Raw genomic sequence first — 25,115 nt, 5'->3', positions numbered from 1 at the left:
TGAGATCACGCACACAATTTATGCAATGATTGAATCAAGTTGCATACAAAAGTGATGCGTATCACAATTATTCATCAGTCTCTTCTTCCAGTTCATCCCACATCGCGCCAATGGCATCGCGTGTTAACGGCGCCATCGTTCGCCAGAAAGGGGTTGCGGCGTGCGCTTCCACTTTACCGAGGAAGGTATCACACCACGGAATGATGTAGTCCGCGAACAGAGTTTCCTGCGCCTCGCTTTCATCCTCCGCAGACTGATCTTCCAGCCAGGAGGCGGCCAGCAGCAACGTACCAATATGATCGGCTGGCGTTTCGCCAAGCGGCATACCCCGTGCAGAAAGGAAGGAGCGCACTTCTGATTCTGTCGCCCCTTCCACCCACGCGCTGCGATACGGTGGCACCGCGCACTCCGCACCGACAAACAGCGCGTTGTAATCCGCCGCCAACGGGGTCATATCACAGCTTTTCTGCAGACGCGCTAACAGTTCATCTTGCTCAAGCGGCCAGCTCGCCTGGAGTTTACCCTCGCGAATCAGGGTAAAAAGCGGAACCAGCAAAGGATCCTGCGGTTGACGGTAATACAGCGATCCCAGTACGCGGCACAGGATTGAAAACTCGTTCATCAAAATATTCCAGCTCGTGGTAGTTAAAGTTCAGCAAATTCAGGAATCGGCGCCATTCCGCGTGATTCCAGGAAATTGAGTAATCGCTTCGGGGTCACGTTCAAAATACGATCTTCCGGGAAATTCACCTCTTCGATAATTTTCAGACACTCACCGAAATCGCCCATTGTAAAGGCGGTATGAGAATCTGAACCCAACGCCACCCAGCCACCAGCATCACGTACCGCTGCCGCTACCGCGCGACAGTTTGCTTCACTGCCTTTGCGTGAATGAAGGAAGGAAGAGTTGTTAATCTCCAGTGCAACATTGTATTTTGCCGCAGCCTCGGCAATTGCCGTGATATCAACGGGATACTTCGGATTCCCGGGGTGGCTAATGATATGCACAACGCCGCTCGCCATGGTGGCGATCATCGCCTGCGTATTGGTGGCTTCATCGTGGGGGGCGAAAACCGGCTCATGGAAGCCCGCGATGATCAGATCCAGTGAGGTGAGCATCGGCCCGGTACAATCGATTTCACCTTCGATATTTTTGATATTTGCCTCAATGCCTCGCAGGATCCCGACCCCATCCACCACGCGCGGCCAGATACGCATATTGATGAAATGCCAGTGGTGTGGAGCATCCGCCATGTCCGGACCGTGATCGGTAATTGCGAACAGTTTCAGTCCCTGACGCTTCGCCTGGGCGATGTAATCGCTCAGAGTACTATAAGCATGGGTGCTGGCGACGGTATGCATATGCAGGTCAACGGGATACATGTCTCTCTCCTGTGGTCATTTTTCGACAAGGATAGCAGGAATCGCCTGCGTTTATTAGTCGAAACCCGGCAGATGCCGGGTTTCCCTTAGTAACCGCGCTGACGGTCGACCTGCCCGGTCACCGCTTCGCCGTTTTCCAGATGCGAAATCGTGCGGGAAATATAGGCGACGGCTTCAGCAGGACGCGTGACTGCCGCAATGTGCGGCGTCATCGCCACACGCGGATGTTTCCACAGCGGACTATCCACAGGCAGCGGTTCACGGCTGAAGACATCCAGCATCGCCCCTTTGAGTTTATTACTGTTCAGTGCGGCGAGCAGATCATCTTCATTAACGTGCACGCCACGCGCGAGATTCAGCAGATACGCCCCATCCTGCAGTTGGTCAAGCAGTTTGCCATTGATAATGCCGACCGTTTCCGCCGTATTGGGCAGCAGATTTATCAACACGCGAGTCTGGCTAAGGAATGCGCCTAACTCTTCAGTGCCAGCGAAACTCTCAACGCCAGGCCAGGTTTTACGACTGCGACTCCAGCAGCGCAGCGGGAAACCCCAGGCCTGCAAACTTTCAGCCACTTTCGCGCCCAGTACGCCAGCGCCCATGATTCCCACGGTAAACGTCTCGCGCGTATATTCCGGCAGCGGTCGCCATTGGCTCTCGTTTTTCAGCGCCTGGTAATCATCAAAACGGCGGAACCAGTGCAGCACCTGACTGACCGCGTATTCCTGCATCTGCAAGCCCATACCAGTATCTTCGAGACGAAAGAGAGGAATGGCGGGATCCAGCATCGTGGGATGGGCTTTCAGTTTGCTCAGGATCGAATCTACACCCGCCCCAAGTGCGAACACCGCCTTAAGTTTACGCCCTTCCAACATTTCTACCGGTGGATGCCAGACCAGCGCATAATCTGCCGGATCGGTATCGCCCTGCTTCCACTCCCGGACTCTGGCACCCGGAATAGCCTTTTCCAGGGCAGCGATCCACCAGGGGGTATCAAACGTAGGGTGATAGAAAATGATATCCATATTGACTCCTGCGGGTTGTTGTGCGGAATTTTTCGCACTTATTATCATCGTTTTCAAAGGGATCATCAGCATAGCAAATTCGCTGGCGCTGGCAAAAAAAGCAGTTTTCGCCTAATTAACCTACAGGTTGCTTGAAGTTTGTATAAACGCACGATTTTTTGGAAAAGTTGATTGACGCAGGCGGTGTATTTCCCTAAATTAGCGCCCGTTCCAGTCGTTGAGGAACAACAATATGGTGAGGTGTCCGAGTGGCTGAAGGAGCACGCCTGGAAAGTGTGTATACGGCAACGTATCGGGGGTTCGAATCCCCCCCTCACCGCCATATTTCAGATAAGAGCCGGTATTTATGTATCGGCTCTTTTCTTTTATATTCCCAATGGGGGGGATGAGAATCCCCGACCGGGGGTCGACAACGGGCGCAGCCCGTTGGACGGAATGGCCGCAGGCCATGACGCCCGCAGGGCGAGCGAAGCGAGTCAATCCCCCCCTCACCGCCATATTTCAGATGAGAGCCGGTACTTATGTATCGGCTCTTTTCTTTTATATTCCTCAATGGGGGGGATGAGAATCCCCGACCGGGGGTCGACAACGGGCGCAGCCCGTTGGACGGAATGGCCGCAGGCCATGACGCCCGCAGGGCGAGCGAAGCGAGTCAATCCCCCCCTCACCGCCATATTTCAGATGAGAGCCGGTACTTATGTATCGGCTCTTTTCTTTTATATTCCCCAATGGGGGGATGAGAATCCCCGACCAGGGGTCGACAACGAGCGAAGCCAGTCAATCCCCCTCACCACCCTATGTGACATTCGCCTAAAAAACAAAGCCCGGTTTTCCCGGGCTCTGAGCGCAAAGATTGCTAACTTAACTGTACGCATTCAGCGTTCGTTGGCAGAGCGCCGAGCGAACGCAATCATCTTTATTGAAGCGAACAATCCCTATCATTTCATCTTCTTTAAAGCGGGCCAGCGCGTCACTGAGCCCTGACTGAACATGAGGGGGTAAATCGCACTGGGTAATGTCCCCGTTGACGATAACCGTCACATTCTCCCCGAGGCGCGTTAAGAACATCTTCATTTGCGCAGCAGTGACGTTCTGAGCCTCGTCAAGAATGACCACTGCATTTTCAAATGTACGTCCGCGCATGTAGGCGAACGGCGCGATTTCCACCTTACCGATTTCAGGTCGCAGGCAATACTGCATAAAAGATGCCCCGAGTCGTTTAACCAGCACGTCATAAACCGGCCGGAAATAGGGAGCAAACTTCTCCGATACATCTCCAGGTAAGAAGCCGAGATCTTCATCAGCCTGCAGAACTGGACGGGTGACAATGATCCTGTCTACATCTTTATGTATCAGGGCCTCTGCTGCTTTTGCCGCACTGATCCAGGTTTTACCACACCCGGCTTCGCCCGTAGCGAAAATCAGTTGTTTACTCTCGATAGCATTCAGGTAGTGCGATTGAGCCTCATTGCGCGCCATGATTGGCGTGGCGTCGCGACTGTCGCGCGCCATGCCAATCGCTTCTACGCCACTCATCTGCACAAGCGAGGTGACCGATTCTTCTTCACGCTGTTTATGACTGCGTGAGTCCCGTCTCAGCACACGTTTTGCTTCACGACGAGCTTTGATCACTGCTTTTTGTCTTCCCATGGATAGCACCTTGAGTTGTTGGTATTCATCACACGCGCCGTTGGCAGCGCGATTATGCGCACGAACATCTGCGGGTTGGCTTCCTTGTAAGCCATTGCTTGCCTTTCGAATAGACGCCACACACGGCTACGCGCACCGAATATGGCGTCAGTAACACGAAGAAGAGGGGAAAATGAGAGAAATTTAGCGGTGACGAGATGGCTACCGGAGGAGAGACTTCCGCGTAATAGGCTGCAAAAACTGTCAGAAACGTGTCCACGAGAGGACTTTACCATTCGCGATCTCCATAGTGAATAACCATCACTGCCGGGAACTACCGCTATTACGTATAATTACATCAGAACTTAGCAATAACGCAACAATATTTTTACCTGACGTTAACTAAATTCTCATTTCTGTTGGCAACAGTCTCTTACGGAGATATTACAAAATTATTTCAAAAAACGGATCATATAAAAAAAGAATATTTTCAGCCGCGTGAGACGCAACATACCCCGCCCACAGACGGGGTATCACTTTCAGGCTTCAAGCAGAGACTGGCCCAGATAGCGATCGGCCTGCTTGATTCCCGGTAGCGCGAAGAAATAGCCGCCGCCAATCGGCTTAACGTACTCTTCCAGCGCTTCGCCGTTTAGCCGCTTCTGCACGGTCAGGAACCCTTTTTCCAGGTCGTGTTGATAGCAGACAAACAGCAATCCCATATCAAGCTGTCCGGATGGCGTCACGCCAAGGGAGTAGCTGTATCCACGACGCATCATCAGGCTCGACTGCGTCTGCGCCGTGCGTGGATTCGCCAGACGAATGTGGCTGTCCAGCGCAATGACGTTGCCGTCCGGGTCGCTGGCGTAATCCGGCACATCATGTTCGTGCTGCATCCCCAACGGAGCGCCGGTGTGCTTATCGCGGCCAAAAATGGTTTGCTGCTCTTTGAGCGGCGTGCGATCCCAGAATTCGACGCGAAACTGAATCAGACGAACAGCCTGATAAGATCCGCCAATGGCCCACGCCGGTTCCCCCTGCTCCGCCGTCACCCACACCACGTCCTGCATCAGCTTTACATCGCTGCTGTCCGGATTCGCCGTACCGTCTTTAAAGCCCAGTAAATTGACCGGAGTCTCTTTACCCTTACTGCGCGCCGCATGGTCGGATATAAACCCTTCTCGCTTCCAGCGAACGCTCAGCAAATCCGGCGTATGTTTGATGATATCGCGCAGGGCATGGATCACCGTGTCCTGGGTGTTAGCGCAAATCTGTAGCAACACATCGCCATGGCATAACGCCGCATCCAGAGAGTCATTCGGGAAACGGGTCATTTTCTGCAACGTCTTTGGCATCTGCGCCTGTAGGCCAAAGCGCGTATCGAACAGCGAATGCCCCACCGACAGCGTCATGGTCAGGTTATCCGGCGCGATGAAGGCGCCGAGGATCCCGGAATCCATTGGTGGCATACGCGGGTTCGGCGTTTCCGGTGCCGGGCCGCCAGTGGTCAGGAAAGCAATACGTTTCGTCAGCAGGCGAAACAATCGTTCGAGCTCACCTTTATCCGATGCCAGAACGTCAAATGCCACCAGCATCATTGAAGCCTGCTGCGGCGTCAAAATACCCGCCTGATGGGGACCGTAAAAAGGCTGAGTCTCGCTACGAGCATCCGGCGACAAGGTTCCCGGCGCGCTTTGCGGCTTTTGCGCATGGGCGACCGGACAACCGCCGGCCAACGCCAGCGCGCCGCCGAGCGCGCCCATTCCTTTCAACAAACGTCTGCGTGACGGTTCGCTCACGCCGTTTTTATTATCATGCTGCATGGTGCTTAATCCAGACCCAGTACACCGCGTAATTGCGCGAGATCTTCCGCCAGCGTCGTAATCGGGCCTTTCAGCGCGTTGCGATCTGCATCGGTCAGTTTATCGTAAGTCTCAAAACCGTCTTTGGTGCGATATTTCGCGAGGATGGTATCCACTTTTTTGAAGTTCGCATCCACTTTTGCTAACAGCTCGCTGTTCTCTTTTTGCAGTTGCGGACGCAGCAGGTTTACGATCTTCTGCGCTCCGTCAACGTTCGCCTGGAAATCCCACAGATCGGTATGGCTGTAGCGATCTTCCTCGCCGCTGATTTTACTGGCCGCCACTTCTTCAATCAGTCCTGCTGCACCGCCAACCACTTTTGACGGTGGGAATGCCAGTTCACTGATGCGTTTTTGCAGATCCAGAACGTCGGTATTTAACTGATCGGCGTAGTTCTCCATCCCTTTGACCGAGTTATCGCCAAACAGCGCTTTTTCCAGACGGTGGAAGCCGGTAAATTTCGGGTCGGCGGCTTTTTGTTCGTAATCGTCTTCACGGGCATCGATGCTGCCGTCAAGATCGGAGAATAGCTCAGCAATCGGCTCGATACGTTCGTAATGCTGACGGGTTGGCGCATACAGTGACTTCGCTTTCTCCAGATCGCCCGCCTTAATGGCATCGGTGAAGGCTTTAGTTCCCGCCACCAGCTGCGCGGTCTCTTCGGTCACATAGGCTTTATAGTTGGTGATAGCGCCACCCAGACTCAGCAAAGCGTCACTCTGCGCGGCATCGGCCGTCGCGCTGCCCTTAACAATCAACTTCCCTTTCGGGTTCGTCAGCAGGCCACAGGTCATGTCATATTCGCCCGGTTGCAGATTGGCAGTCATCTTCTGGCTGAATCCCGGCGCGATGTTTTCGCGTTCTTCAACCACCATCACCCCCTTCAGGATCTCCCATTCCAGCGCTTTCTGACTGTGGTTTTGAATGATGAACTGGGTTTTGCCGGCATTAACCGTAATGCTCATCGGCTCACATTGTTTATCCGTTACCGTGACGTTAACCTGCGGAATATCCGCAGCATGGGCAGTAAAAGCAGAAGCAAACAGTGCAGCCATGCCAAGCTGCAGCGCACTACGGCGAAAGTGATTCGTCATGACCATCCCTTTAAATAAGTATGTTGTAACTACATAAGTGTTTGCGTCGCGAAGCGTCAAGGCGCTGCGCGGGACGCGGTTGTGCCTGTGCGCGGCGGCAATGCAAACACCACCAGCGCCGGTATCAGATAGATAAACCAGACCGCAACTTCACTGACGCTCGGAGCTTCCTGGTAGCCAAAAATGCCTTCCATCAAAGTGCCAAACAGCGAGTGTGTCGAAAGAATAGCGCTCATATCAAATGCCACGTCCTGGAAGTGATTCCACAATCCCGCTTCGTGGAAGGCGCGAATCGCGCCTGCAGCAAGACCGGCTGCCACCAGCAAAATGAACAGGCTGGTCCACTTAAAGAAAGCGCCCAGGTTCAGACGGATACCGCCCCAGTAGAGTAAGAAACCGAGAACAATCGCAGTCGCCAGCCCCATCATGGCCCCCACCGGCGGCCAGATCCCGACATCCTGTTGAAAGGCCGCCAGCAGGAAAAAAACGGATTCCAGCCCTTCACGCGCCACGGCGAAAAAGACCATCATGATCAGTGCCCAGCCGTGGTGATTACCGCGCTGTAATGCGCTGTCGACCGCCTGCTCCAGTTGGACTTTGACGTTGCGCGAAACCTTACGCATCCAGAACACCATCCAGGTGAGGATCACCACAGCAATCACCGCGACGATACCCTCAAACAGTTCCTGCTCCTTCTGCGGAAACTCACCGGTGGTCTCGTTGATGAAGATCCCAAGGCCCAGACACAGCGCCGCCGCCAGAAATACACCAATCCACATCACGCCAATCCAACGGCCTCGTTGGGTACGCTTCAGATAACTGGCTATCAGGCTGACTATCAGCGCGGCTTCCAGCCCTTCACGCAACATAATTAGAAACGGAACAAACATGCCAGACACCCTTAAACGTTATTCTTAGTCAACTGATGCAAAGAAAGGTAAATTGCAGTGATAGTGATTATCATTACGGCAAGAGAAAACTCAAGCAGAATGTAATGATAATGATGTCAGAATGTAAACACTTAGCGGGTTAATGATTGTGGCAGGAAGCGATAGCTGAAAAAGACAAAAAAGCCCGCACGAAGCGGGCCTGATTAGTCAGTGAACTGAGACGTTAGCCTTCCTGCAAACGCGATGGCGGTGCGGAATGATAGTGCGCGTCAGCCTCAGCAAAGCGTTTGAGCATCGCCGATGATGGCGCTTTACCCAACAGACTGAAGACGACGATACCGACGCTGCCGAAGATAAAGCCCGGAATGATTTCGTACAGATCCAGCCAACCGAAATGTTTCCAGACGATCACCGTCACGGCACCGATAATCATCCCGGCCAGTGCGCCGTTGCGAGTCATACGCGACCACATCACCGAGAACAGTACCACCGGACCAAACGCGGCGCCGAAACCAGCCCAGGCGTAGCTCACCAGACCCAGCACCCGGTTATCCGGGTTCGCCGCCAGTGCGATCGCCACCAGCGCGACCACCAGCACCATAATGCGCCCTACCCAAACCAGCTCCTGTTGGCTGGCACCTTTGCGCAGGAACGCTTTGTACAGATCTTCGGTAATGGCGCTGGAGCATACCAGCAACTGACAGCTCAGCGTTGACATTACCGCCGCGAGAATCGCAGACAGCAGGATACCGGCAATCCACGGGTTAAACAGGATTTGCGCCAGTTCGATGAACACGCGCTCCGCGTTCTGATTCACCGAACCCGCCAGCGCCGGATTGTTGTTGAAGTAAGCGATGCCGAAGAAACCGACCGCGACCGCACCTGCCAGACAGAGGATCATCCAGGCCATGCTGATACGGCGGGCATGAACGATGCTGTGGTGGGAATCCGCCGCCATAAAACGTGCCAGAATGTGTGGCTGACCAAAGTAGCCCAGGCCCCAGCCCATCAGGGAAATGATGGCGACGAAATTCAGCCCTTTGAGCATATCAACGTTCTCAATGCTCTTCTGTTTAATGACTTCCAGCGAATCGCCAAAGCCCCCAACGCTGATGATGACAATCACCGGCGTCAGGATCAGTGCAAAAATCATCAGACTGGCTTGTACGGTATCCGTCCAGCTTACCGCGAGGAATCCGCCAATAAAGGTATAGAGGATGGTGGCCGCCGCGCCTGCCCACAGTGCGGTTTCGTAGCTCATGCCAAAGGTGCTTTCAAACAGACGCGCCCCTGCCACGATGCCGGATGCACAATAAATAGTGAAGAACAGCAGAATTACCAGCGCGGAGATAATGCGCAGAACCCGGCTCTTGTCTTCAAAGCGCCCGGTGAAGTAGTCCGGCAGCGTCAGGGCGTTATTATTATGTTCGGTGTGCACGCGAAGGCGCCCGGCCACCAGCTTCCAGTTGATCCACGCCCCTAACGTCAGGCCGATGGCAATCCAGCTTTCTGAAATCCCGGAAATGAAAATCGCGCCCGGTAAGCCCATCAGCAGCCAGCCGCTCATATCCGACGCGCCCGCAGATAATGCGGTGACAAATGGCCCGAGACTGCGGCCCCCCAAAATATAATCATCAAAGTTCTTGGTTGAACGCCAGGCGATAAAACCAATCAGTATCATGCCAAAAATATAGACACAGAACGTCACCAGCATCGGTGTGCTAATTGCCATAAAATCTCCAGACTCTTCTGTTTTATTGCTCTGCCGGAACGTGGCAAAGCCTGTTGTATTTCCCGGGCGACCGTATCCTGCCGGAAGCGCGGTTTATTCACAATCGATTTAACACATCATTTACATCAAATTTAAATGCAGATGAACACTATTTTCTGGCAGGTTGCACTCTCTCACATTTTTCGCGGTTGCACCTTTTAAAAGTGTTAACTGCCGCAGAGAAAAAGATAGCGTTATTATTTTTCCCAACGTCATACATCTTTCTTTTATTAACATTTCATTCATTTTTAAGCTTGTTATACAGGTCACATTTAACGTGGTTGCACAAAGTTGCAACATAGTAGATATTTCTCGATAACGATAAGCAGTACCTCACCGAACAACAGGAGCAGATGGCATGGGAACCACCACGATGGGGGTTAAACTGGATGACGCAACGCGCGAGCGCATTAAGTCAGCGGCAACGCGAATTGATCGCACCCCGCACTGGTTGATTAAGCAGGCAATCTTTAATTACCTGGAAAAACTGGAAAACGATGACACGCTGCCAGAAATTCCTGCGCTATTGGCCGGAGCCGCCAACGAAGGCGATGAATCCACGGCACCGCAGGAAGAGATCCATCAACCTTTCCTGGAATTTGCCGAGCAGATCCTCCCACAGTCGGTCTCGCGTTCCGCCATTACCGCCGCGTATCGTCGCTCTGAAACTGACGCGGTCTCGATGCTGATGGAACAGGCGCGTCTGCCGCAGCCGGTAGCCGAACAGGCCCATAAGCTGGCTTACCAACTGGCGGATAAACTGCGTAATCAGAAAACAGCCAGCGGCCGTGCCGGTATGGTGCAAGGCTTGCTGCAGGAGTTTTCTCTCTCTTCGCAGGAAGGGGTGGCGCTGATGTGTCTGGCGGAAGCGCTGCTGCGTATTCCGGATAAAGCCACGCGCGATGCCTTAATCCGCGACAAAATCAGCAACGGTAACTGGCAGTCGCACATTGGTCGTAGTCCGTCGTTGTTCGTCAACGCGGCGACCTGGGGTCTGCTGTTCACCGGTCGTCTGGTCTCCACCCATAACGAAGCCAGCCTTTCTCGCTCTCTGAACCGCATTATCGGTAAGAGCGGTGAGCCGCTGATCCGTAAAGGCGTCGATATGGCGATGCGTCTGATGGGCGAACAGTTCGTGACCGGAGAAACCATTGCCGAAGCGCTGGCGAATGCCCGTAAGCTGGAAGAAAAAGGCTTCCGCTACTCTTACGATATGCTGGGTGAAGCCGCGCTGACCGCAGCCGATGCGCAGGCCTATATGGTCTCCTATCAGCAGGCAATTCATGCAATTGGTAAAGCGTCGAACGGACGCGGGATTTATGAAGGTCCGGGGATCTCTATCAAGCTCTCCGCCCTGCATCCGCGTTATAGTCGTGCCCAGTACGATCGTGTGATGGAAGAGCTCTATCCGCGCCTGAAGTCGTTGACGCTGCTGGCGCGCCAGTATGATATCGGCATCAATATCGATGCCGAAGAGGCCGACCGTCTGGAGATCTCCCTCGATCTGCTGGAAAAACTGTGTTTTGAACCTGAACTGGCTGGCTGGAACGGTATTGGTTTCGTCATTCAGGCGTACCAGAAACGTTGCCCGTTCGTCATCGATTACCTGATCGATCTGGCCACCCGCAGCCGTCGCCGTCTGATGATCCGCCTGGTCAAAGGCGCCTACTGGGATAGCGAGATCAAACGCGCCCAGATGGACGGTCTGGAAGGCTACCCGGTTTACACGCGCAAGGTCTACACCGATGTCTCTTATCTCGCCTGCGCGAAAAAGCTGCTCGCCGTACCGAATTTGATCTACCCGCAATTTGCAACCCACAACGCCCATACGCTGGCAGCCATTTACCAGTTGGCCGGACAGAACTACTATCCAGGTCAGTATGAGTTCCAGTGCCTGCACGGAATGGGTGAGCCGCTGTACGAACAGGTCACCGGTAAAGTGACGGATGGCAAACTTAACCGTCCGTGCCGCATTTATGCACCGGTTGGCACCCATGAAACACTGCTGGCGTACCTGGTGCGTCGTCTCTTGGAAAACGGGGCGAACACCTCCTTTGTTAACCGTATCGCGGATACCACGCTGCCGCTGGACGAACTGGTGGCCGATCCGGTCGAGGCCGTTGAAAAACTGGCGCAGCAGGAAGGTCAGACCGGTCTGCCGCATCCGAAAATTCCGCTGCCGCGCGATTTGTACGGCAAAGGGCGCGAAAACTCTGCCGGTCTGGATCTTTCCAACGAACATCGTCTGGCCTCACTCTCCTCTGCCCTGCTCAACAGCGCGCTGCAAAAATGGCGAGCGTTGCCGATGCTCGAGACACCGGTTGCAGAGGGCGAAATGAGCCCGGTGGTCAACCCGGCAGAACCGAAAGACATCGTCGGTTATGTCCGTGAAGCCAGTGAAACTGAAGTCGAACAGGCGCTGCAAAGCGCGGTGAACAATGCTCCTATCTGGTTTGCGACGCCGCCGCATGAACGTGCCGCCATCCTCCATCGCGCTGCCGTGTTGATGGAAGGCCAGATGCAACAGCTGATCGGCATTCTGGTGCGTGAAGCCGGTAAGAGCTTCGCCAACGCCATTGCCGAAGTGCGTGAAGCAGTAGACTTCCTGCATTATTACGCCGGTCAGGTGCGTGACGATTTTGATAATGAGACCCACCGCCCGCTCGGTCCGGTTGTTTGCATCAGCCCGTGGAACTTCCCGCTGGCCATTTTCAGCGGACAAATCGCCGCCGCGCTGGCTGCAGGCAACAGCGTACTGGCAAAACCCGCGGAACAGACGCCGCTTATCGCAGCCCAGGGCATTGCCATCTTGCTGGAAGCTGGCGTACCGCCGGGCGTGGTGCAACTGCTGCCTGGCCGGGGTGAAACGGTGGGCGCGCAATTGACCGCCGACAGCCGCGTGCGCGGCGTGATGTTTACCGGTTCTACCGAAGTGGCGACGCTGCTGCAACGTAACATCGCGACGCGTCTGGATGCACAGGGACGTCCGATTCCCCTGATCGCCGAAACGGGCGGCATGAACGCGATGATCGTTGACTCGTCTGCCCTCACCGAACAGGTGGTGGTCGACGTACTGTCCTCGGCATTTGACAGCGCCGGACAGCGCTGCTCCGCGCTGCGCATACTCTGTCTACAGGATGATATCGCCGACCACACGCTGAAAATGCTGCGCGGCGCGATGGCCGAATGCCGGATGGGCAACCCGGGGCGTCTGACCACCGATATCGGTCCGGTGATCGACAGTGAAGCCAAATCCAATATTGAACAGCATATTCAGGCTATGCGGGCGAAAGGTCGTCCGGTATTCCAGGCGGCGCGTGAAAACAGTGAAGATGTCCGTGAATGGCAAAGCGGTACATTCGTTGCGCCAACGCTGATCGAACTGGACAGCATTGACGAGCTGCAAAAAGAGGTCTTTGGTCCGGTTCTGCACGTTGTACGCTACAACCGTAACAACCTGGACGCGCTGATTGACCAAATCAACGCCTCCGGCTACGGTCTGACGCTGGGCGTCCACACCCGTATTGATGAAACCATTGCCCAGGTCACCGGTTCGGCGCACGTAGGCAACCTGTACGTTAACCGGAATATGGTGGGGGCGGTCGTCGGCGTACAGCCGTTCGGCGGCGAAGGACTCTCGGGGACCGGCCCAAAAGCCGGTGGGCCGCTCTATCTCTACCGTCTGCTGGCAAATCGTCCGGAAAATGCGCTGGCCATCACTCTGGCGCGTCAGGATGCGGACTATCCGGTAGACGCCCAGTTGAAAGCCGCGCTGATCCAGCCGCTGGAAGCGCTCAGCGAGTGGGCGGCCGATCGCCCTGTGTTACGTCAACTTTGCCAACAGTTTGGCGAACTGGCGCAGGCCGGTACGCAGCGTCTGCTGCCTGGCCCTACCGGGGAGCGTAACACCTGGACGCTGTTACCGCGTGAGCGCGTACTGTGTATCGCGGATGATGAACAGGATGCGCTGGTGCAACTTGCCGCCGTCACTTCGGTCGGGAGTCAGATTTTGTGGACTGACGATGCTTTCCACCGTGACCTGGCGAAACGCCTGCCGGCAGCGGTTTCTGCCCGCATTGCGTTTGCGAAAACCGACAGCCTGGCAACGCAGCCTTTTGATGCGGTGATCTTCCACGGCGATTCCGATCAGCTTCGTGCCCTGTGTGAAGCGGTAGCAGCCCGTGAAGGCGCGATTGTCTCGGTACAAGGTTTCGCCCGTGGTGAAAGTAATATTCTGCTGGAGCGACTGTACGTCGAGCGTTCGTTAAGCGTGAACACGGCAGCCGCCGGAGGTAACGCAAGCCTGATGACAATTGGCTAAGGCTGTGGTTAATTAAGGCTCCGGAAACGGGGCCTTTTTTTATGGAGCCAGAGGGAATGATGAAACGAATACTACTCACCTGCGCTGCGCTGCTGCTCAGCGGTCAGGCGCTGGCCGATGACTGCGCAAATGCCAGCACGCAAGCGGAAATGAATACCTGTGCCGTCACCCAGTATCAGACGGCAGACAAAGAACTGAATGAAACGTATCAGAATGCGCTGAAACGCGCAGCCCCGCCACAGCAGGAACTGCTGAAAAAGGCGCAGACCGCGTGGATCGCCATGCGCGATGCCGACTGCGCGCTTATCAGCTCCGGCACCGAGGGGGGAAGTGCTCAGGTGATGATCGCCAATCAGTGTCTGGCGGATAAAACCGCCGAGCGTGAAGCGTTTCTCGCCTCGCTGCTACAGTGCGAAGAAGGCGATATGAGCTGCCCACTGCCGCCTGCCAATTAACGAACGCGAATTCCCTCAATAATCATGCGTTGAACGTTTTCAACCGTCTGATTAAAAAAGGTTTCGTCACGCAGCGTTGCGCCCGTCACCGCCTCAACCTGAGGCGCAAAATCGGCGTAATGCTGTGTTGAAGCCCAAATCATGAAGATCAGATGATGCGGGTCGATCGGCGCCAGTTTGCCGCTCTTCACCCAACCGGCAATCAGGGCGGACTTTTCATCAATCAGCGTTTTCAGATCGCCGGTCAATTCATCCATCAACAGCGGCGCACCGGCCAGCATCTCCATGCAAAAAAGACGCGAGGCCTGCGGGTAATCACGGGACACTTCCAGCTTCAGCCGGATGTACTCTTTAATGGCAGCCAATGGCGCAAAATCTTCCCGAAACGCTTTTAAGGGCGCCAGCCAGATATCCAGAATTTGACGTAGCACGGCGACATACAGCGCCTCTTTTGACGGGTAGTAATAAAGAAGATTGGTTTTGGAGACGCCGGCCTGCTCGGCAATGTGTTCAATACGGGTACCGTGAAAACCATATTGTGAAAACGTATTTAATGCGGCTGTCAGAATCGCTTCGCGTTTCGCGCTGACCGCCTGCGAGCGTTTACCTGTTTTTTTCTCAGCACGTTCGGCCATGCCCTTTCCTTGTTCGGTGAATCTGTCAGTGGCGCATAGTCTGCGTGGCGTTTCCTTTCAGTTCAACCTGACGGGCAAAAAAAACCGCCGGAGTATCCGGCGGCGGTGGCGTCATCACGCAGTAAGGGGAGGCTGAACATGATGATCGACAAGTGCGGCAATGCTAGCTGTTACGGCTACCACCACTGCTCTTGCCCCCTTTTTTACCTGCTTCAGAGGCACGCTGCGGGTCATTTTTAAAATTCCCCCCGCTGTGCTGACCACCTTTCTTACCTGCTTCTGATGCTCTTTCGCGGTCTTCGGCAAAATTACCGGAACCGCCTCGATGGTTTGCCATTACTGACCTCCGTCATTGATTAGACATCATATTGCATAGGTACTGAGGAGTGACTCCTCACGCCACGGATGGCGGATGCCATTCACCTCGCGACGTGAAACTAAGCTTAGGCAATACAGAGCGTTCGGCCCGCCGCTGGTAATATCCTGCAACAGCTTAAGTCCGTGTTGAGAAATAATTGCCTCAGTTTATCAATAAGCCTTTCTTATGATTAGCAAAATTTAGCGGCGAGAAAATGTATCATTTTGCTACAAAACAGGCTGTCCTAAAATTTGTTATAAATCAAAGAAATGGTCGTGATATTTGCACTCTCAGCGCCACGTCATATCTTTAAAGAGGGTAGCGAATCGCTACAGACACGGTTAATACGAGGAGTAGTACAAATGGCTAAAGTTCTGGTGCTTTATTATTCCATGTACGGACACATCGAAACGATGGCGCACGCGGTAGCGGAAGGGGCAAACAAAGTGGACGGCGCAGAGGTCGTGATTAAGCGTGTACCGGAAACCATGCCAGCTGAAATTTTTGCCAAAGCCGGAGGCAAGACGCAAAACGCGCCCGTCGCCACCCCGCAAGAACTGGCGGATTACGACGCCATTATTTTTGGTACGCCAACGCGCTTTGGCAATATGTCAGGCCAGATGCGTACCTTCCTCGATCAGACGGGCGGATTGTGGGCGTCCGGCGCGCTGTATGGCAAACTCGCCAGCGTTTTCAGTTCTACCGGGACAGGCGGCGGTCAGGAACAAACGATTACGTCTACATGGACTACACTTGCCCATCATGGGATGGTGATTGTGCCCATCGGCTACGCCGCACAGGAACTGTTCGATGTTTCGCAAGTTCGCGGTGGTACGCCTTATGGCGCAACGACCATTGCCGGGGGTGACGGTTCACGCCAGCCCAGTCAGGAAGAACTCTCTATCGCACGTTATCAGGGCGAATACGTTGCCGGTCTGGCAGTGAAGCTCAACGGCTAATCTTCAACGGGAGGATAAGAATGCCAACTCAAGAAGCGAAGGCTCATCACGTCGGTGAGTGGGCAAGTCTGCGCAATACATCGCCGGAAATAGCCGAAGCCATATTTGAAGTTGCCGGATATGACGAAAAGCTGGCAGAAAAAATTTGGGAAGAAGGCAGCGATGAAGTGCTCATCAAAGCCTTTGATAAGACAGATAAAGACGCGCTCTTCTGGGGCGAACAGACCATCGAACGTAAAAACGTTTAAGCCGTTAAATCCCCCGCTTACGCGGGGGAACCTCATTTATTTCGCCGCCTCATTCAGCAGCGCGTCAAACTTGTCGATCGGACAGAAACCGTTCGCATCAATCGGGCATCCTTTCAACTCCAGGGTCACGCGTTGCGCCGGGGCTTTCAGCGTCAGCACATCCGCATTACGCAGCTGCTCTGAACTCTGATACACATACTCAATTTTCATCAGATCGCGGTTGGCCTTCGTGTCATGCCAGCGCTGGAAGACAATTTTGCCGCCAATCGGCGTACGTTCGTTTTGATCATGTAACTGATAGGGTTTGAATTCCAGTGCGGTAAGCAGTGAGGCGATGTTGGAGTCATGCCCCACCAGCACGGTAATTTTCGGCGCTTTCGACTGTTCGGTTACCAGCGCTTTGTCGATGTATTTCACCAGCGGTTTCGCCACGTTACGTGCGACCTCCGCAGAGGTAAACAGGCTGTCCTGATAGCCATTTTTCAGTTTCGACAACACCTTCCATTGCTGATCGGATTTAATTTCGCCCCAGGCCACCTGATCCATCGGGAATCCTTCGTAGTATTGCAGCGTGAAGGCGTCCACCAGCGAGTTCCCCACTTTCAGCGGTCCGGAGACACCGGGCTCCTGCTCATAGTTCGCGCTAAAGGTATCTTTAGCGTCAGTCAGCGAACACTGCTGTTTTTCCTTGCATGATGGCGAGTCTTTGTAGTTGATCATCTGTTCCAGCAACTTGTAGCTGTCATCAAGTTGCATCTGGCCGCGCTCTTTTTCCATCGCCTGTACGGCTTTCTCGCGGAAAGCCGCCGAATCATCGGTGATCACCGGGTTAAAGGTGGGGTCCATGGTGCCCATTTTTTCCTGGTGATGCACCGGAACATCGCAGCCAGGGAACGCGCCGGTGATAAAGAACTGGGCGGTCGCGACCGTACGCTGCAGACTGTTGGCATAGGTATAGACCGTATCCGGTGCCGGGCACTCGCCGGATTTCACCATCCCCTGCTCTGCCAGCCATTCACGCATGTAATGGCCCATATACACTTCCAGCACGCCACCTTTGGTGGTGAGCTGTCCGCCCGGCACATCCCATTCAGGCCATTTATTCGGAGTGGACTGCTCCAGCACGCTGCCATTGTTCGCCAGCGGCGCACGTAAGTTATGTCGACTCATCATCAATACTTGCTGTAGCTGATAGCCTTCCGGCGCCGTTTGTGCCTGCGCGGCAGAAGACACCATCACAACCCCTGCCACAGCGGCGGCAATTAACGATTTGTTCATCCCTACGACCTCGTGTTGTTATTCGTCATTCATAAGTGTGACAGATATATGACACATTTTTGGGAACGAGACCGCAAAAACAGGGATTCAGCGCATCATATTGATGCCAAATATCATTTGCAGCTTGCGGATCCCGGAGGGCGTGAAGGTGACCTGGCGGCTTCCCGGTGCTGTTTTGATCCACCGCTGCCCGGTAAGCCAGGTCAGTAGCGCCGCGCCAAGTACACCCCCCAGATGATAACGTCGCTCGCTCCAGTCCAGACAGCCGCAGCTAAATTTGCGTCGCGACACGCTGGCCTGTACGACAATGCCCAGATCCGCCAGTTTCTCCTCACCCAGAGGCGTCAGGGTTTCGCCATCTGCCGTCAGCCACTGTCGGGAAACCAGCGTATCAAACAGTCTCACCGCCACTTCTCCGGCCAGATGGTCATAACAGGTCCGCGCCTGACGCAAACTCAAAGGCGTAGTGATTTTCCGCGATGCCGTTGATGTCCAGGCGACGCCCATCAGACGCTCCAGCAGTTCCGCAATGTCTGCGCTTGCAAGGCGAAAATAGCGGTGCCGCCCCTGGGCGAGAGAAACCACGAACCGCTGCTCGCACAGACGGGCCAGGTGCGCACTGGCGGTAGACGGCGAGATATCCGCCACCGCGCTCAGTTCCGTCGCCGTCCATGCCCGGCCATCCATCAGCGCACACAGCATCCGGGATCGCGATTTGTCCGCCATCACCGCCGCCGTCAGCGCCATTCGTGATTCGAGTTCGCCGTCTTCTTCATTTACGACTATTGACGTCATACTGACCTCTCAGCCTCGGGGAGGGGTTAACCATGGCACGATTTTGTCATTAAGTCACAGCACGGAGCATCATTTCGATACTTAGCCCCATCAGACAAAACAGAAAGCAACGTTTAAAGACAACGGGTGAGATGACCCGTCGGATACGAGTGCCTGCCCACTGGCCGAGCAGCGCCGGAACGATGGCGAATGCCGATAAGCTCAGCGACTGCACGGGGAGCGCGTCGTGCCACCACAGACCCAGTGCTAACGCCAGCGTGGAAAAGGTAAAAGAGATACCGAGCGCCTGAACCAGTTCATCCTTCTCAAAGCCCAGCGACTGGATCCACGGCACCGCCGGCATCACAAAGACGCCCGTTCCGCCGGTCAACAAGCCGGTAGCGAATCCGACAACCAGTGAGAGCGGTTTTTCACGCCGCGGTGCGATCGCAATTCGTTTTCCCGCCAGGGTCCAGAGCGCATACACCATCAGCGCCAGCCCGAGCGCAAACTGTGTGCGGGAAGTCTCGCCACCGGTGATCCAGACGCTGGCCAACAGTGTGGCAATCACCACCGTTAGCAGCATAGGCCAGAGTCGCTTCAGCAACATCCGGGTATTTCCACCGCCGCCAAACTGAAACAGATTGCTGATAAGCGAAGGTAACAACAGCATAGCCGCCGCCGCAACCGGAGAGATCAGCGAGCCGAGGATCCCCATTGCCACAGTAGGCAGCCCCATGCCGGTGACGCCTTTCACCATCCCAGCAAGAACAAAGGTTAAGGCAATCATCACAACCTGGTCGGGGTCGAATGCAAAAAGAAGGGTCATGCTTCAGCGTCCTGTAAGGAGAAGATGACCTATCCTGAATGCTTGCGACGATGCTTGCTTCGTCAGCGAACGAAATGTGGTTTCCGCTATTCAGAGATAATGACTTCATGGCGGATGTTACGCGCGCAGTAGGCTGTCCCGTCTTTGAGATACAGTTCCTGAAAACGGCTGTTATCCAGCGGTTGTTGCAGTCGCGTACGCTCGGTATCGACAAACTCTTTTTGCACGCGATAATGCACCGCATCCTGTGTTTCGAACGCGATAAACTCGCGGGTGGCATAGGGCTTATGTTTCAGTTTGACATAGACGATGTACTGCACCGTGCTGAACGTAAGCCCGGTTCGCACGGCAATCTCCTTCATGGTCAGCGGTTCATCGGATTCATAAAATGCCTGAACCTGTTGAATTCTCTTCTGGCTATACGCCGACACACGCAAACTGAGTTTCAGCCGGTAAGCCATATTGCGCACCACCGTCACATTGGTGCACAGCATCTGCGCAATGTGTTGCGTCGAGAGGACGCCCGCGTTTTCACGCAGGAGAGCCAGGCTCTCGTCGTTCCAGATAAATGCCATCAGCGGTATCCCTCCACCGAAAACTTATTGCCCCGCGAGACGGGCGAACGTGGCGGCTAATTCCGCCGGTTTACGCATTCCCTGATGCCACTCCAGCACCCGGCCTTGTGGATCAATCAGGACCGAGGTCGGTGTGCCGATGACCTGGTATCGTTCCTGAGTGATTTTCATCTGATCGCGAAGGACCGGATACGACACCTGGTGCTTCGCCAGTAGCGCATCCAGGTTGACCGTACCCGGATCGGTATTCACCGCCACCACTACCACGCTATCGCCCCATTTCTGGCTGAGCGTTTCCAGCGAATCCATCTCCGCCAGACAACCACCGCAGCCTGCCGACCAGAAATTGAGGTAGATGGATTTTCCCTGCCAGCGATCCAGTCCGGACTCCTGGCCTTGTAAATCGAAGGCCGCCAACGCCGGAGCCGTTTCGCCGACAGCCAGCTTTTCCTCTTTACAGCCACTGAGCAATACCGCCAGTGAGAGAATGAAAACGTTAAGCCAGCGCATGTTGCATCGCCTCCTCTCCCAGATACTTTCCGTGTTGCAGACGCAAAATGCGATCGGCAAACTGCCCAAGCGCCGGGTTATGCGTCACCATGACTATCGTGCGCCCCTGGCGGTGCAAATCGGTAAGCAAATCCAACACCCGCTGTTCATTCTCTTCATCGAGGTTGCCTGTCGGTTCATCCGCGAAAATGACCGGCGGCTCATTCACCAGCGCCCGCGCAATACAGACACGCTGCTGCTCCCCACCGGAAAGCTGGCTGGGTAAATGGGTGACGCGGTGCCCAAGGCCGACCTGTTCCAGTACTTTTCTGGCTGCTGCCTCGTCCACCACGCTGTGGTAGTGCTGCGCCAGCATGATATTTTCCAGCGCGGTTAAAAAGGGAATGAGATGGAATTGCTGGAACACCAGGCCAATCTTCTCGGCGCGAAAACGACGCCGTCCCTCTTCATCCAGCGCGGCGGCGTCCGTACCCTCAAGAAACACCTGACCTTCCGTTGCGGTATCCAGACAGGTGAGGATGTTCATCAGCGTCGTTTTCCCGGAGCCGGAGGCCCCCATGATGGCGACAAACTCCCCTTGCGTAATTCGCAGGTTAATATCATCCAGGGCGGTAACGTCGCCAAACCGTTTATAGAGGTGACGTGTTTCGATCGCCACCTGTGGAATCTGCGTCACGGACATGGCGCTACTCTCCTTTCAGCACGTTAGCGGGTTCGACGCTGACCGCACGCCGTACCGGAACAATCGCCGCCAGAATGGCGACCAGTAAAGACAATACGAGGGTGATGGGCAGCACCGGCAGACGCAGCGAGATCGCCGCGTTGAATACCGTCAGTCCCAACAGTTGCGCCAGCAAATACCCCAACAACCAGCCGCACACTACGGCCGCAAGGGCGATAATGCAGGTTTCCAGCAAGATTTGCCGTACGATGTCGCCATTGCTGGCACCCAGCGCTTTTTGCAGAGCGAACTCGCGGGCACGCTCGCCGACTATCGCCATCAGGGTGGTATTCACGCACAGGGAAGAGAGCGCCAGAATCACCAGCGATACCAGTCCCATCAGCCCTTTGATCTTATCCAGCACCTGTCCTTCTGAGGCGGAGACTTTACGCACCGGGCGAATCTCCAGATCCGGATACTGGCTTTGCAACCGGCTGGCATAGCGATCAACCTGGCCAACATCATTACTGACGCTCAACAGGCCGTGGCTGATTTTCCCCGGCTGATGCAGCCAGGCTTGCGCCACGTCGAGGCTGACGATCAGCATGTTGTCCGTGGCGTCACCGGCTTCAACAATGCCTTTAATCTGCAGGTTTTTCCGCTGGTTATGATCGACCAGCGTGACGTTATCGCCGGGCTGAACGTTGAGGCGCTCCGCCAGCTTGACGCCAATCATCGCGTTGCGATCGTCGAAGCTGACGCCAATCCAGCTCCCCTGGACCTGCCAGTAAGGCACCAGTTTTTGCAATGATTCAAACCAGACGCCGACGATCACCACTTTTTCCAGTTCGGTACGCGCCATGCCGTATAACCACGGACTGGCACCGTGAACCAGCCCCGCTGGCGCATCATCCAGAAGGGTCCGTAGCTCCCGCTGTGGCATACTCGCGCCGTGCCCCGGCCCGATGTAGAAGTTGGCGCCGAAGGTGCGTAACTCTTCACTCATTTTAGTATTGATGTCGAACCATACCGCGCTCAGCGCCGTCACGATGGTCGCCCCCACCATCAGCGCGGCAAAAACCACGCTGACCCGCTGAAAACGCAGGCGCAGCGCCCGCCACACCAGCAGCCAGAGCATTGTCCGTTTAGCGGCCATACAGCACCTCCACGGGATACAGTCGCGCAATGCGCCGCGCCGGGAACCAGGTTCCGATCAGGGCAATCAATATCGCAACCACCAGTACACACGGCACCACAATCCACGCGAATTCAAGCGGTGCGTCGAACAGCATCACGCCAATCGCTTTCGCCAGCCCCCATCCGGCAACGCATCCCAGCGCCCCGCCAGCCAGCCCACTGGAAGCGGCTTCGAGGTAGAACAGCAGCATGATCTGCCACTGACGCGCGCCAAGCGCCTTCATCAGACCGATCTCTTTGGCGCGTTCCATAATCGTGCTGGTCATCAGCGAGGCAATCCCCATTGCCGATGCCGCCAGCGCGGCAATCGTCACCACCGCCATCAGCAACTGAATTTTGTCAATCACCCCCCCTTCAGAGGCGGCGACTTGCCAGACCGGGCGCACCTCCGCCCCGGAGATCGCCTCCTCCAGTTGGTGGGCGATAGAAGAAACATAAGCAGTGCAGTACCAGAGGTCGTACTCTTCCGCATTAAGCGCATCCAGATTTTCCCGCGCGCGACGTGAAAGCTCATTTTCCGGTACCGTCAGCGCCGAAACACGAATGGCCTGCACCTTGCCGGGCAACCCCAATAGCGTCTGCGCTATCGCGAGCGGCATCACCAGTTGGTTATCTTCCTCGCCGCCGCTGGAGAGGATCCCGCTGACGGTGACAGGCACTGTTGTATCCGCGTTGTTTAATACCAGCGTATCACCCGCTTTCCATCCTGTTTGTCGCGCCAGCGCATGCCCCACGAGCGTTTGCGGTGGACTGTTCTCGCCTTCCTGCGGCCAGTCGCCGGTCACCTGCCAGAACGGGCTAACCGTTTTCTGTCCGGTTTCATATCCCTCTTCATCCGGAATATCGACCGGTTGGCTGAAGAACGTCCCGAGAATGCGCACCGCGTTATCGTTCACGGTGACTTCAGCGCCCAGCATCGGCGCAAAACCGACAATGTTATTGCGCCAGAAAATATCTTTGATATTCGGCAATTCAGCTTCATCAAGGAAATCCTGCCCAGAGAGCGGATTACTGCTTTCGCTAAACAGCGCAGGCAATGTCGCTTGTCCGGCAGGCTCAATCAGGATGTTTGCGCCGTAGGATTTGAGCTCCCTCGACATTTTGTCACCGATATCGATCGACACCGCCAGCAGCGCCGAGATCAGGCTGGCTGCAAGAAAGACCGTGATAATCGCCAGCCCTTTACGCCGCAGGTTGCGTCCCCAGGATTGTCGTAACATTCGCCACAGCATCGTTACTCCTCCCTCAGTTCAGCAGGAACAAACTGTTCCGGCGTTTGACGAAAACGGTCATAGTTCTCTTCGGAGGAAAAGAACCAGGTCTTACCGCCGTAGCTGTACTTGAAGTCCGCCGAGGTATTGGTCAGCGTTGAACCATCAACCGGATCGGTCACCTGAATGGTCATCACCGTCGAGAAGTAGTTCACGCCAGCGGCCAGTTCTTTACCGGGGATCACTAACTCTTTTTCATCGTTGTGCCAGTTTTCAATCGGTACCGGATTGCAACCGCCGGGTTTGCCAATGGAAGGGATAAAAATATGTACCCCACAGGCGACGCAAATGACCTGATTGCCTTCCATCACATAGCCCTGATCGCCGCACAATAGACAGGCATCAAACACCACGCCAAAGCGCAGTTTGTCGGGATAACGGTTGATGATGAAAAAGCGCACGGCTTTGCCATCGTCAGCCACCCAGACAAAGCGATGCAACTTACCGTCCCGCAGTTGTTCAACCGGCAGATGAATACTGCCGTCGCTGGCGAGCGTTACCGGGATGGCTTGCGAAAGCTGCGGCGGCTGAGACGCGACGTTGTCCCACCACAGTTGCCCGGCAATCACCACCACGGCACAGCCGAGGGTGACCAGCCAAAGCCGTAGCGCATTACGCCGCTGCGCCAGCGCCAGGCGATGTGCAATCGGTTCTTCTGTTGCCCGCGTCTGACGATGGGCGCTCAGCAACGACGGCAGCCAGCACAGCGCCAGGAGCAGCAGTAATCCCACCGCCATCCAGTTATAGGCTGGCGCATTATTGGTCACTTTCGCCACAAAGCTCAGCAGCGATTTCGCCAGCGGCAGTACCTGTAGCTTCATCAACAGCAACAGCAAATTACCGCTTAACGGCAGCCACAGCATGACCAGCAGAATGAGGGTGAATGGCCAGTACAGCACGCGGATTCGGCGCAGCAGCATGGCGCAAAGCACGCCAGCCAGACAAAGGATCGCGAAGGCGAGCACCACTGCCGTCAAATTCAGCAGCAGTTCAGTATTCAGGACATGCGTGCTGGTTAAGCCACCGAGATTCGGATCGAGCGCCCAGTGACGCGCTGCGCCAAAGACCAGAATCCCTTGCCACAAATAGCGCACACGGTTTCCCGCCCACCAGAAGCTGAGCACAAACAGCAACGTGACCATCACTTCCGTTCCGACCAGTAACAGCTGTACCGGTTGTGAACCGCGCAGCGTCAGTCCTGCCAGCACGCCGGCCGCCAGACCAATAAGCAGCGTCCAGCCCAGAGGGCGTAAGGAAGGGGGATCGTTTCGACTCCAGAGAACGCCGGAGAGTAACGCGATGCAGAAAAAGACCTGTAACGTGGTGACGAAAAAGTAACTCATGACATCGACTCAGAACAGCGGATTGACTCGGCCGGGATGAGTTAGCA

The 25,115-nt window shown here is 55.1% G+C and carries 23 protein-coding genes, 1 tRNA gene and 2 other RNA genes; 7 read left to right on the top strand and 19 right to left on the bottom strand.

Features of this window, described 5'->3' with window-relative positions; translation table 11 throughout:
• Positions 1-67: 67 nt before the first annotated feature.
• The 3 genes from HVZ37_RS08870 to ghrA all read right to left on the bottom strand — a co-directional run bounded on the left by HVZ37_RS08870 (position 68) and on the right by ghrA (position 2,408).
• A complete protein-coding gene (locus HVZ37_RS08870; RefSeq protein WP_043001033.1) occupies positions 68-622 on the bottom strand; it encodes a molecular chaperone in 555 nt (184 codons plus the stop codon).
• Between the two features lie 23 nt (positions 623-645).
• Positions 646-1,383, bottom strand: a complete 738-nt coding sequence (locus tag HVZ37_RS08865; protein ID WP_043001034.1) for a phosphatase — start codon at positions 1,381-1,383, stop codon at positions 646-648.
• A gap of 86 nt (positions 1,384-1,469) precedes the next feature.
• Positions 1,470-2,408, bottom strand: a complete 939-nt coding sequence (ghrA, locus tag HVZ37_RS08860) for a glyoxylate/hydroxypyruvate reductase GhrA (protein ID WP_043001035.1) — start codon at positions 2,406-2,408, stop codon at positions 1,470-1,472.
• Between the two features lie 234 nt (positions 2,409-2,642).
• Between ghrA and HVZ37_RS08855 the strand changes: the two genes are divergently transcribed.
• The 3 genes from HVZ37_RS08855 to HVZ37_RS08845 all read left to right on the top strand — a co-directional run bounded on the left by HVZ37_RS08855 (position 2,643) and on the right by HVZ37_RS08845 (position 3,081).
• Positions 2,643-2,730 (top strand) — tRNA-Ser (locus HVZ37_RS08855).
• A 42-nt stretch (positions 2,731-2,772) separates the two neighbouring features.
• Positions 2,773-2,905, top strand: a non-coding RNA gene (locus HVZ37_RS08850) — RtT sRNA.
• Between the two features lie 43 nt (positions 2,906-2,948).
• Positions 2,949-3,081, top strand: a non-coding RNA gene (locus HVZ37_RS08845) — RtT sRNA.
• A 188-nt stretch (positions 3,082-3,269) separates the two neighbouring features.
• On the opposite strand, the gene phoH is transcribed toward HVZ37_RS08845, so the two are convergent.
• The 5 genes from phoH to putP form a co-directional block, all read right to left on the bottom strand.
• Positions 3,270-4,058 carry a phosphate starvation-inducible protein PhoH gene (phoH, locus tag HVZ37_RS08840; RefSeq protein ID WP_043001036.1) on the bottom strand — a complete coding sequence of 263 codons (789 nt, stop codon included), beginning with the start codon at positions 4,056-4,058 and terminating at the stop codon, positions 3,270-3,272.
• A 518-nt stretch (positions 4,059-4,576) separates the two neighbouring features.
• The gene (gene efeB, locus HVZ37_RS08835; protein WP_043001038.1) at positions 4,577-5,860 is read right to left on the bottom strand and encodes an iron uptake transporter deferrochelatase/peroxidase subunit; all 1,284 of its coding nucleotides are present in this window, start codon (positions 5,858-5,860) and stop codon (positions 4,577-4,579) included.
• Positions 5,861-5,865: 5 nt separating this feature from the next.
• Positions 5,866-6,993, bottom strand: a complete 1,128-nt coding sequence (gene efeO / locus HVZ37_RS08830; protein ID WP_043001039.1) for an iron uptake system protein EfeO — start codon at positions 6,991-6,993, stop codon at positions 5,866-5,868.
• Between the two features lie 56 nt (positions 6,994-7,049).
• Positions 7,050-7,883, bottom strand: coding sequence for an iron uptake transporter permease EfeU (gene efeU, locus HVZ37_RS08825; protein ID WP_043001040.1), 834 nt, complete (start codon positions 7,881-7,883; stop codon positions 7,050-7,052).
• 223 nt (positions 7,884-8,106) lie between these two features.
• Positions 8,107-9,615, bottom strand: a complete 1,509-nt coding sequence (gene putP, locus HVZ37_RS08820; RefSeq protein ID WP_043001041.1) for a sodium/proline symporter PutP — start codon at positions 9,613-9,615, stop codon at positions 8,107-8,109.
• 397 nt (positions 9,616-10,012) lie between these two features.
• On the opposite strand from putP, the gene putA reads away from it, so the two are divergent.
• Together putA and HVZ37_RS08810 are read left to right on the top strand one after the other, a co-directional pair.
• Positions 10,013-13,975, top strand: a complete 3,963-nt coding sequence (gene putA, locus HVZ37_RS08815) for a trifunctional transcriptional regulator/proline dehydrogenase/L-glutamate gamma-semialdehyde dehydrogenase (protein ID WP_181628350.1) — start codon at positions 10,013-10,015, stop codon at positions 13,973-13,975.
• Positions 13,976-14,034: 59 nt separating this feature from the next.
• The gene (locus HVZ37_RS08810) at positions 14,035-14,430 is read left to right on the top strand and encodes a lysozyme inhibitor LprI family protein (RefSeq protein ID WP_043001955.1); all 396 of its coding nucleotides are present in this window, start codon (positions 14,035-14,037) and stop codon (positions 14,428-14,430) included.
• Here HVZ37_RS08810 and rutR read toward each other — a convergent pair.
• Together rutR and HVZ37_RS08800 are read right to left on the bottom strand one after the other, a co-directional pair.
• Positions 14,427-15,065, bottom strand: coding sequence for an HTH-type transcriptional regulator RutR (gene rutR / locus HVZ37_RS08805; RefSeq protein WP_044258058.1), 639 nt, complete (start codon positions 15,063-15,065; stop codon positions 14,427-14,429). The genes HVZ37_RS08810 and rutR overlap by 4 nt on opposite strands.
• A gap of 163 nt (positions 15,066-15,228) precedes the next feature.
• Positions 15,229-15,402, bottom strand: coding sequence for a general stress protein (locus HVZ37_RS08800; RefSeq protein ID WP_043001044.1), 174 nt, complete (start codon positions 15,400-15,402; stop codon positions 15,229-15,231).
• A 383-nt stretch (positions 15,403-15,785) separates the two neighbouring features.
• Here HVZ37_RS08800 and wrbA point away from each other — a divergent pair, with 383 nt between their 5' ends.
• Both wrbA and HVZ37_RS08790 read left to right on the top strand, forming a co-directional pair.
• Entirely contained in the window at positions 15,786-16,382 is a 597-nt protein-coding gene (wrbA, locus tag HVZ37_RS08795; protein WP_043001045.1) for an NAD(P)H:quinone oxidoreductase, read from the top strand.
• A 20-nt stretch (positions 16,383-16,402) separates the two neighbouring features.
• Positions 16,403-16,630 (top strand): YccJ family protein, encoded by a 228-nt coding sequence (locus HVZ37_RS08790; protein ID WP_042319758.1) that lies wholly within the window; start codon positions 16,403-16,405, stop codon positions 16,628-16,630.
• Positions 16,631-16,666: 36 nt separating this feature from the next.
• Here the strand turns inward: HVZ37_RS08790 and agp are convergent, their stop codons facing one another.
• The 9 genes from agp to HVZ37_RS08745 all read right to left on the bottom strand — a co-directional run bounded on the left by agp (position 16,667) and on the right by HVZ37_RS08745 (position 25,068).
• Entirely contained in the window at positions 16,667-17,908 is a 1,242-nt protein-coding gene (agp, locus tag HVZ37_RS08785; protein ID WP_181628349.1) for a bifunctional glucose-1-phosphatase/inositol phosphatase, read from the bottom strand.
• Positions 17,909-17,995: 87 nt separating this feature from the next.
• Positions 17,996-18,703 (bottom strand): winged helix-turn-helix domain-containing protein, encoded by a 708-nt coding sequence (locus HVZ37_RS08780; RefSeq protein WP_044258062.1) that lies wholly within the window; start codon positions 18,701-18,703, stop codon positions 17,996-17,998.
• Positions 18,704-18,752: 49 nt separating this feature from the next.
• Complete coding sequence (locus HVZ37_RS08775; protein ID WP_044258064.1) at positions 18,753-19,511, bottom strand: sulfite exporter TauE/SafE family protein; 759 nt, start codon at positions 19,509-19,511, stop codon at positions 18,753-18,755.
• An 86-nt stretch (positions 19,512-19,597) separates the two neighbouring features.
• The gene (locus HVZ37_RS08770; protein ID WP_181628348.1) at positions 19,598-20,086 is read right to left on the bottom strand and encodes a hypothetical protein; all 489 of its coding nucleotides are present in this window, start codon (positions 20,084-20,086) and stop codon (positions 19,598-19,600) included.
• Positions 20,087-20,110: 24 nt separating this feature from the next.
• A complete protein-coding gene (locus tag HVZ37_RS08765; protein ID WP_043001050.1) occupies positions 20,111-20,596 on the bottom strand; it encodes a TlpA disulfide reductase family protein in 486 nt (161 codons plus the stop codon).
• Positions 20,583-21,278, bottom strand: coding sequence for an ABC transporter ATP-binding protein (locus HVZ37_RS08760; RefSeq protein ID WP_043001051.1), 696 nt, complete (start codon positions 21,276-21,278; stop codon positions 20,583-20,585). Before HVZ37_RS08760 ends, HVZ37_RS08765 begins: the two co-directional genes overlap by 14 nt.
• 4 nt (positions 21,279-21,282) lie before the next feature.
• Entirely contained in the window at positions 21,283-22,413 is a 1,131-nt protein-coding gene (locus HVZ37_RS08755; protein WP_181628347.1) for an FtsX-like permease family protein, read from the bottom strand.
• Positions 22,403-23,686, bottom strand: coding sequence for an ABC transporter permease (locus HVZ37_RS08750; protein ID WP_181628346.1), 1,284 nt, complete (start codon positions 23,684-23,686; stop codon positions 22,403-22,405). The genes HVZ37_RS08755 and HVZ37_RS08750 overlap by 11 nt, the downstream gene beginning before the upstream one ends.
• Positions 23,687-23,688: 2 nt before the next feature.
• Positions 23,689-25,068 carry a Fe-S-containing protein gene (locus HVZ37_RS08745; protein ID WP_044258071.1) on the bottom strand — a complete coding sequence of 460 codons (1,380 nt, stop codon included), beginning with the start codon at positions 25,066-25,068 and terminating at the stop codon, positions 23,689-23,691.
• Positions 25,069-25,115: the final 47 nt, after the last annotated feature.

Origin of the sequence: Citrobacter sp. RHB35-C17, assembly GCF_013816795.1 — a bacterium.
Lineage (GTDB): Bacteria > Pseudomonadota > Gammaproteobacteria > Enterobacterales > Enterobacteriaceae > Citrobacter_A > Citrobacter_A amalonaticus.
The sequence above is the reverse complement of the archived record's forward strand: the minus strand, read 5'-3'. Positions and strand labels throughout refer to the sequence as shown.

Coding starts and splice junctions, on each gene's coding strand:
- HVZ37_RS08870 (WP_043001033.1), bottom strand. CDS start 622: ATGAACGAGTTTTCAATCCTGTGCCGCGTACTGGGATCGCTGTATTAC.
- HVZ37_RS08865 (WP_043001034.1), bottom strand. CDS start 1,383: ATGTATCCCGTTGACCTGCATATGCATACCGTCGCCAGCACCCATGCT.
- ghrA (WP_043001035.1), bottom strand. CDS start 2,408: ATGGATATCATTTTCTATCACCCTACGTTTGATACCCCCTGGTGGATC.
- phoH (WP_043001036.1), bottom strand. CDS start 4,058: ATGGGAAGACAAAAAGCAGTGATCAAAGCTCGTCGTGAAGCAAAACGT.
- efeB (WP_043001038.1), bottom strand. CDS start 5,860: ATGCAGCATGATAATAAAAACGGCGTGAGCGAACCGTCACGCAGACGT.
- efeO (WP_043001039.1), bottom strand. CDS start 6,993: ATGACGAATCACTTTCGCCGTAGTGCGCTGCAGCTTGGCATGGCTGCA.
- efeU (WP_043001040.1), bottom strand. CDS start 7,883: ATGTTTGTTCCGTTTCTAATTATGTTGCGTGAAGGGCTGGAAGCCGCG.
- putP (WP_043001041.1), bottom strand. CDS start 9,615: ATGGCAATTAGCACACCGATGCTGGTGACGTTCTGTGTCTATATTTTT.
- putA (WP_181628350.1), top strand. CDS start 10,013: ATGGGAACCACCACGATGGGGGTTAAACTGGATGACGCAACGCGCGAG.
- HVZ37_RS08810 (WP_043001955.1), top strand. CDS start 14,035: ATGAAACGAATACTACTCACCTGCGCTGCGCTGCTGCTCAGCGGTCAG.
- rutR (WP_044258058.1), bottom strand. CDS start 15,065: ATGGCCGAACGTGCTGAGAAAAAAACAGGTAAACGCTCGCAGGCGGTC.
- HVZ37_RS08800 (WP_043001044.1), bottom strand. CDS start 15,402: ATGGCAAACCATCGAGGCGGTTCCGGTAATTTTGCCGAAGACCGCGAA.
- wrbA (WP_043001045.1), top strand. CDS start 15,786: ATGGCTAAAGTTCTGGTGCTTTATTATTCCATGTACGGACACATCGAA.
- HVZ37_RS08790 (WP_042319758.1), top strand. CDS start 16,403: ATGCCAACTCAAGAAGCGAAGGCTCATCACGTCGGTGAGTGGGCAAGT.
- agp (WP_181628349.1), bottom strand. CDS start 17,908: ATGAACAAATCGTTAATTGCCGCCGCTGTGGCAGGGGTTGTGATGGTG.
- HVZ37_RS08780 (WP_044258062.1), bottom strand. CDS start 18,703: ATGACGTCAATAGTCGTAAATGAAGAAGACGGCGAACTCGAATCACGA.
- HVZ37_RS08775 (WP_044258064.1), bottom strand. CDS start 19,511: ATGACCCTTCTTTTTGCATTCGACCCCGACCAGGTTGTGATGATTGCC.
- HVZ37_RS08770 (WP_181628348.1), bottom strand. CDS start 20,086: ATGGCATTTATCTGGAACGACGAGAGCCTGGCTCTCCTGCGTGAAAAC.
- HVZ37_RS08765 (WP_043001050.1), bottom strand. CDS start 20,596: ATGCGCTGGCTTAACGTTTTCATTCTCTCACTGGCGGTATTGCTCAGT.
- HVZ37_RS08760 (WP_043001051.1), bottom strand. CDS start 21,278: ATGTCCGTGACGCAGATTCCACAGGTGGCGATCGAAACACGTCACCTC.
- HVZ37_RS08755 (WP_181628347.1), bottom strand. CDS start 22,413: ATGGCCGCTAAACGGACAATGCTCTGGCTGCTGGTGTGGCGGGCGCTG.
- HVZ37_RS08750 (WP_181628346.1), bottom strand. CDS start 23,686: ATGCTGTGGCGAATGTTACGACAATCCTGGGGACGCAACCTGCGGCGT.
- HVZ37_RS08745 (WP_044258071.1), bottom strand. CDS start 25,068: ATGAGTTACTTTTTCGTCACCACGTTACAGGTCTTTTTCTGCATCGCG.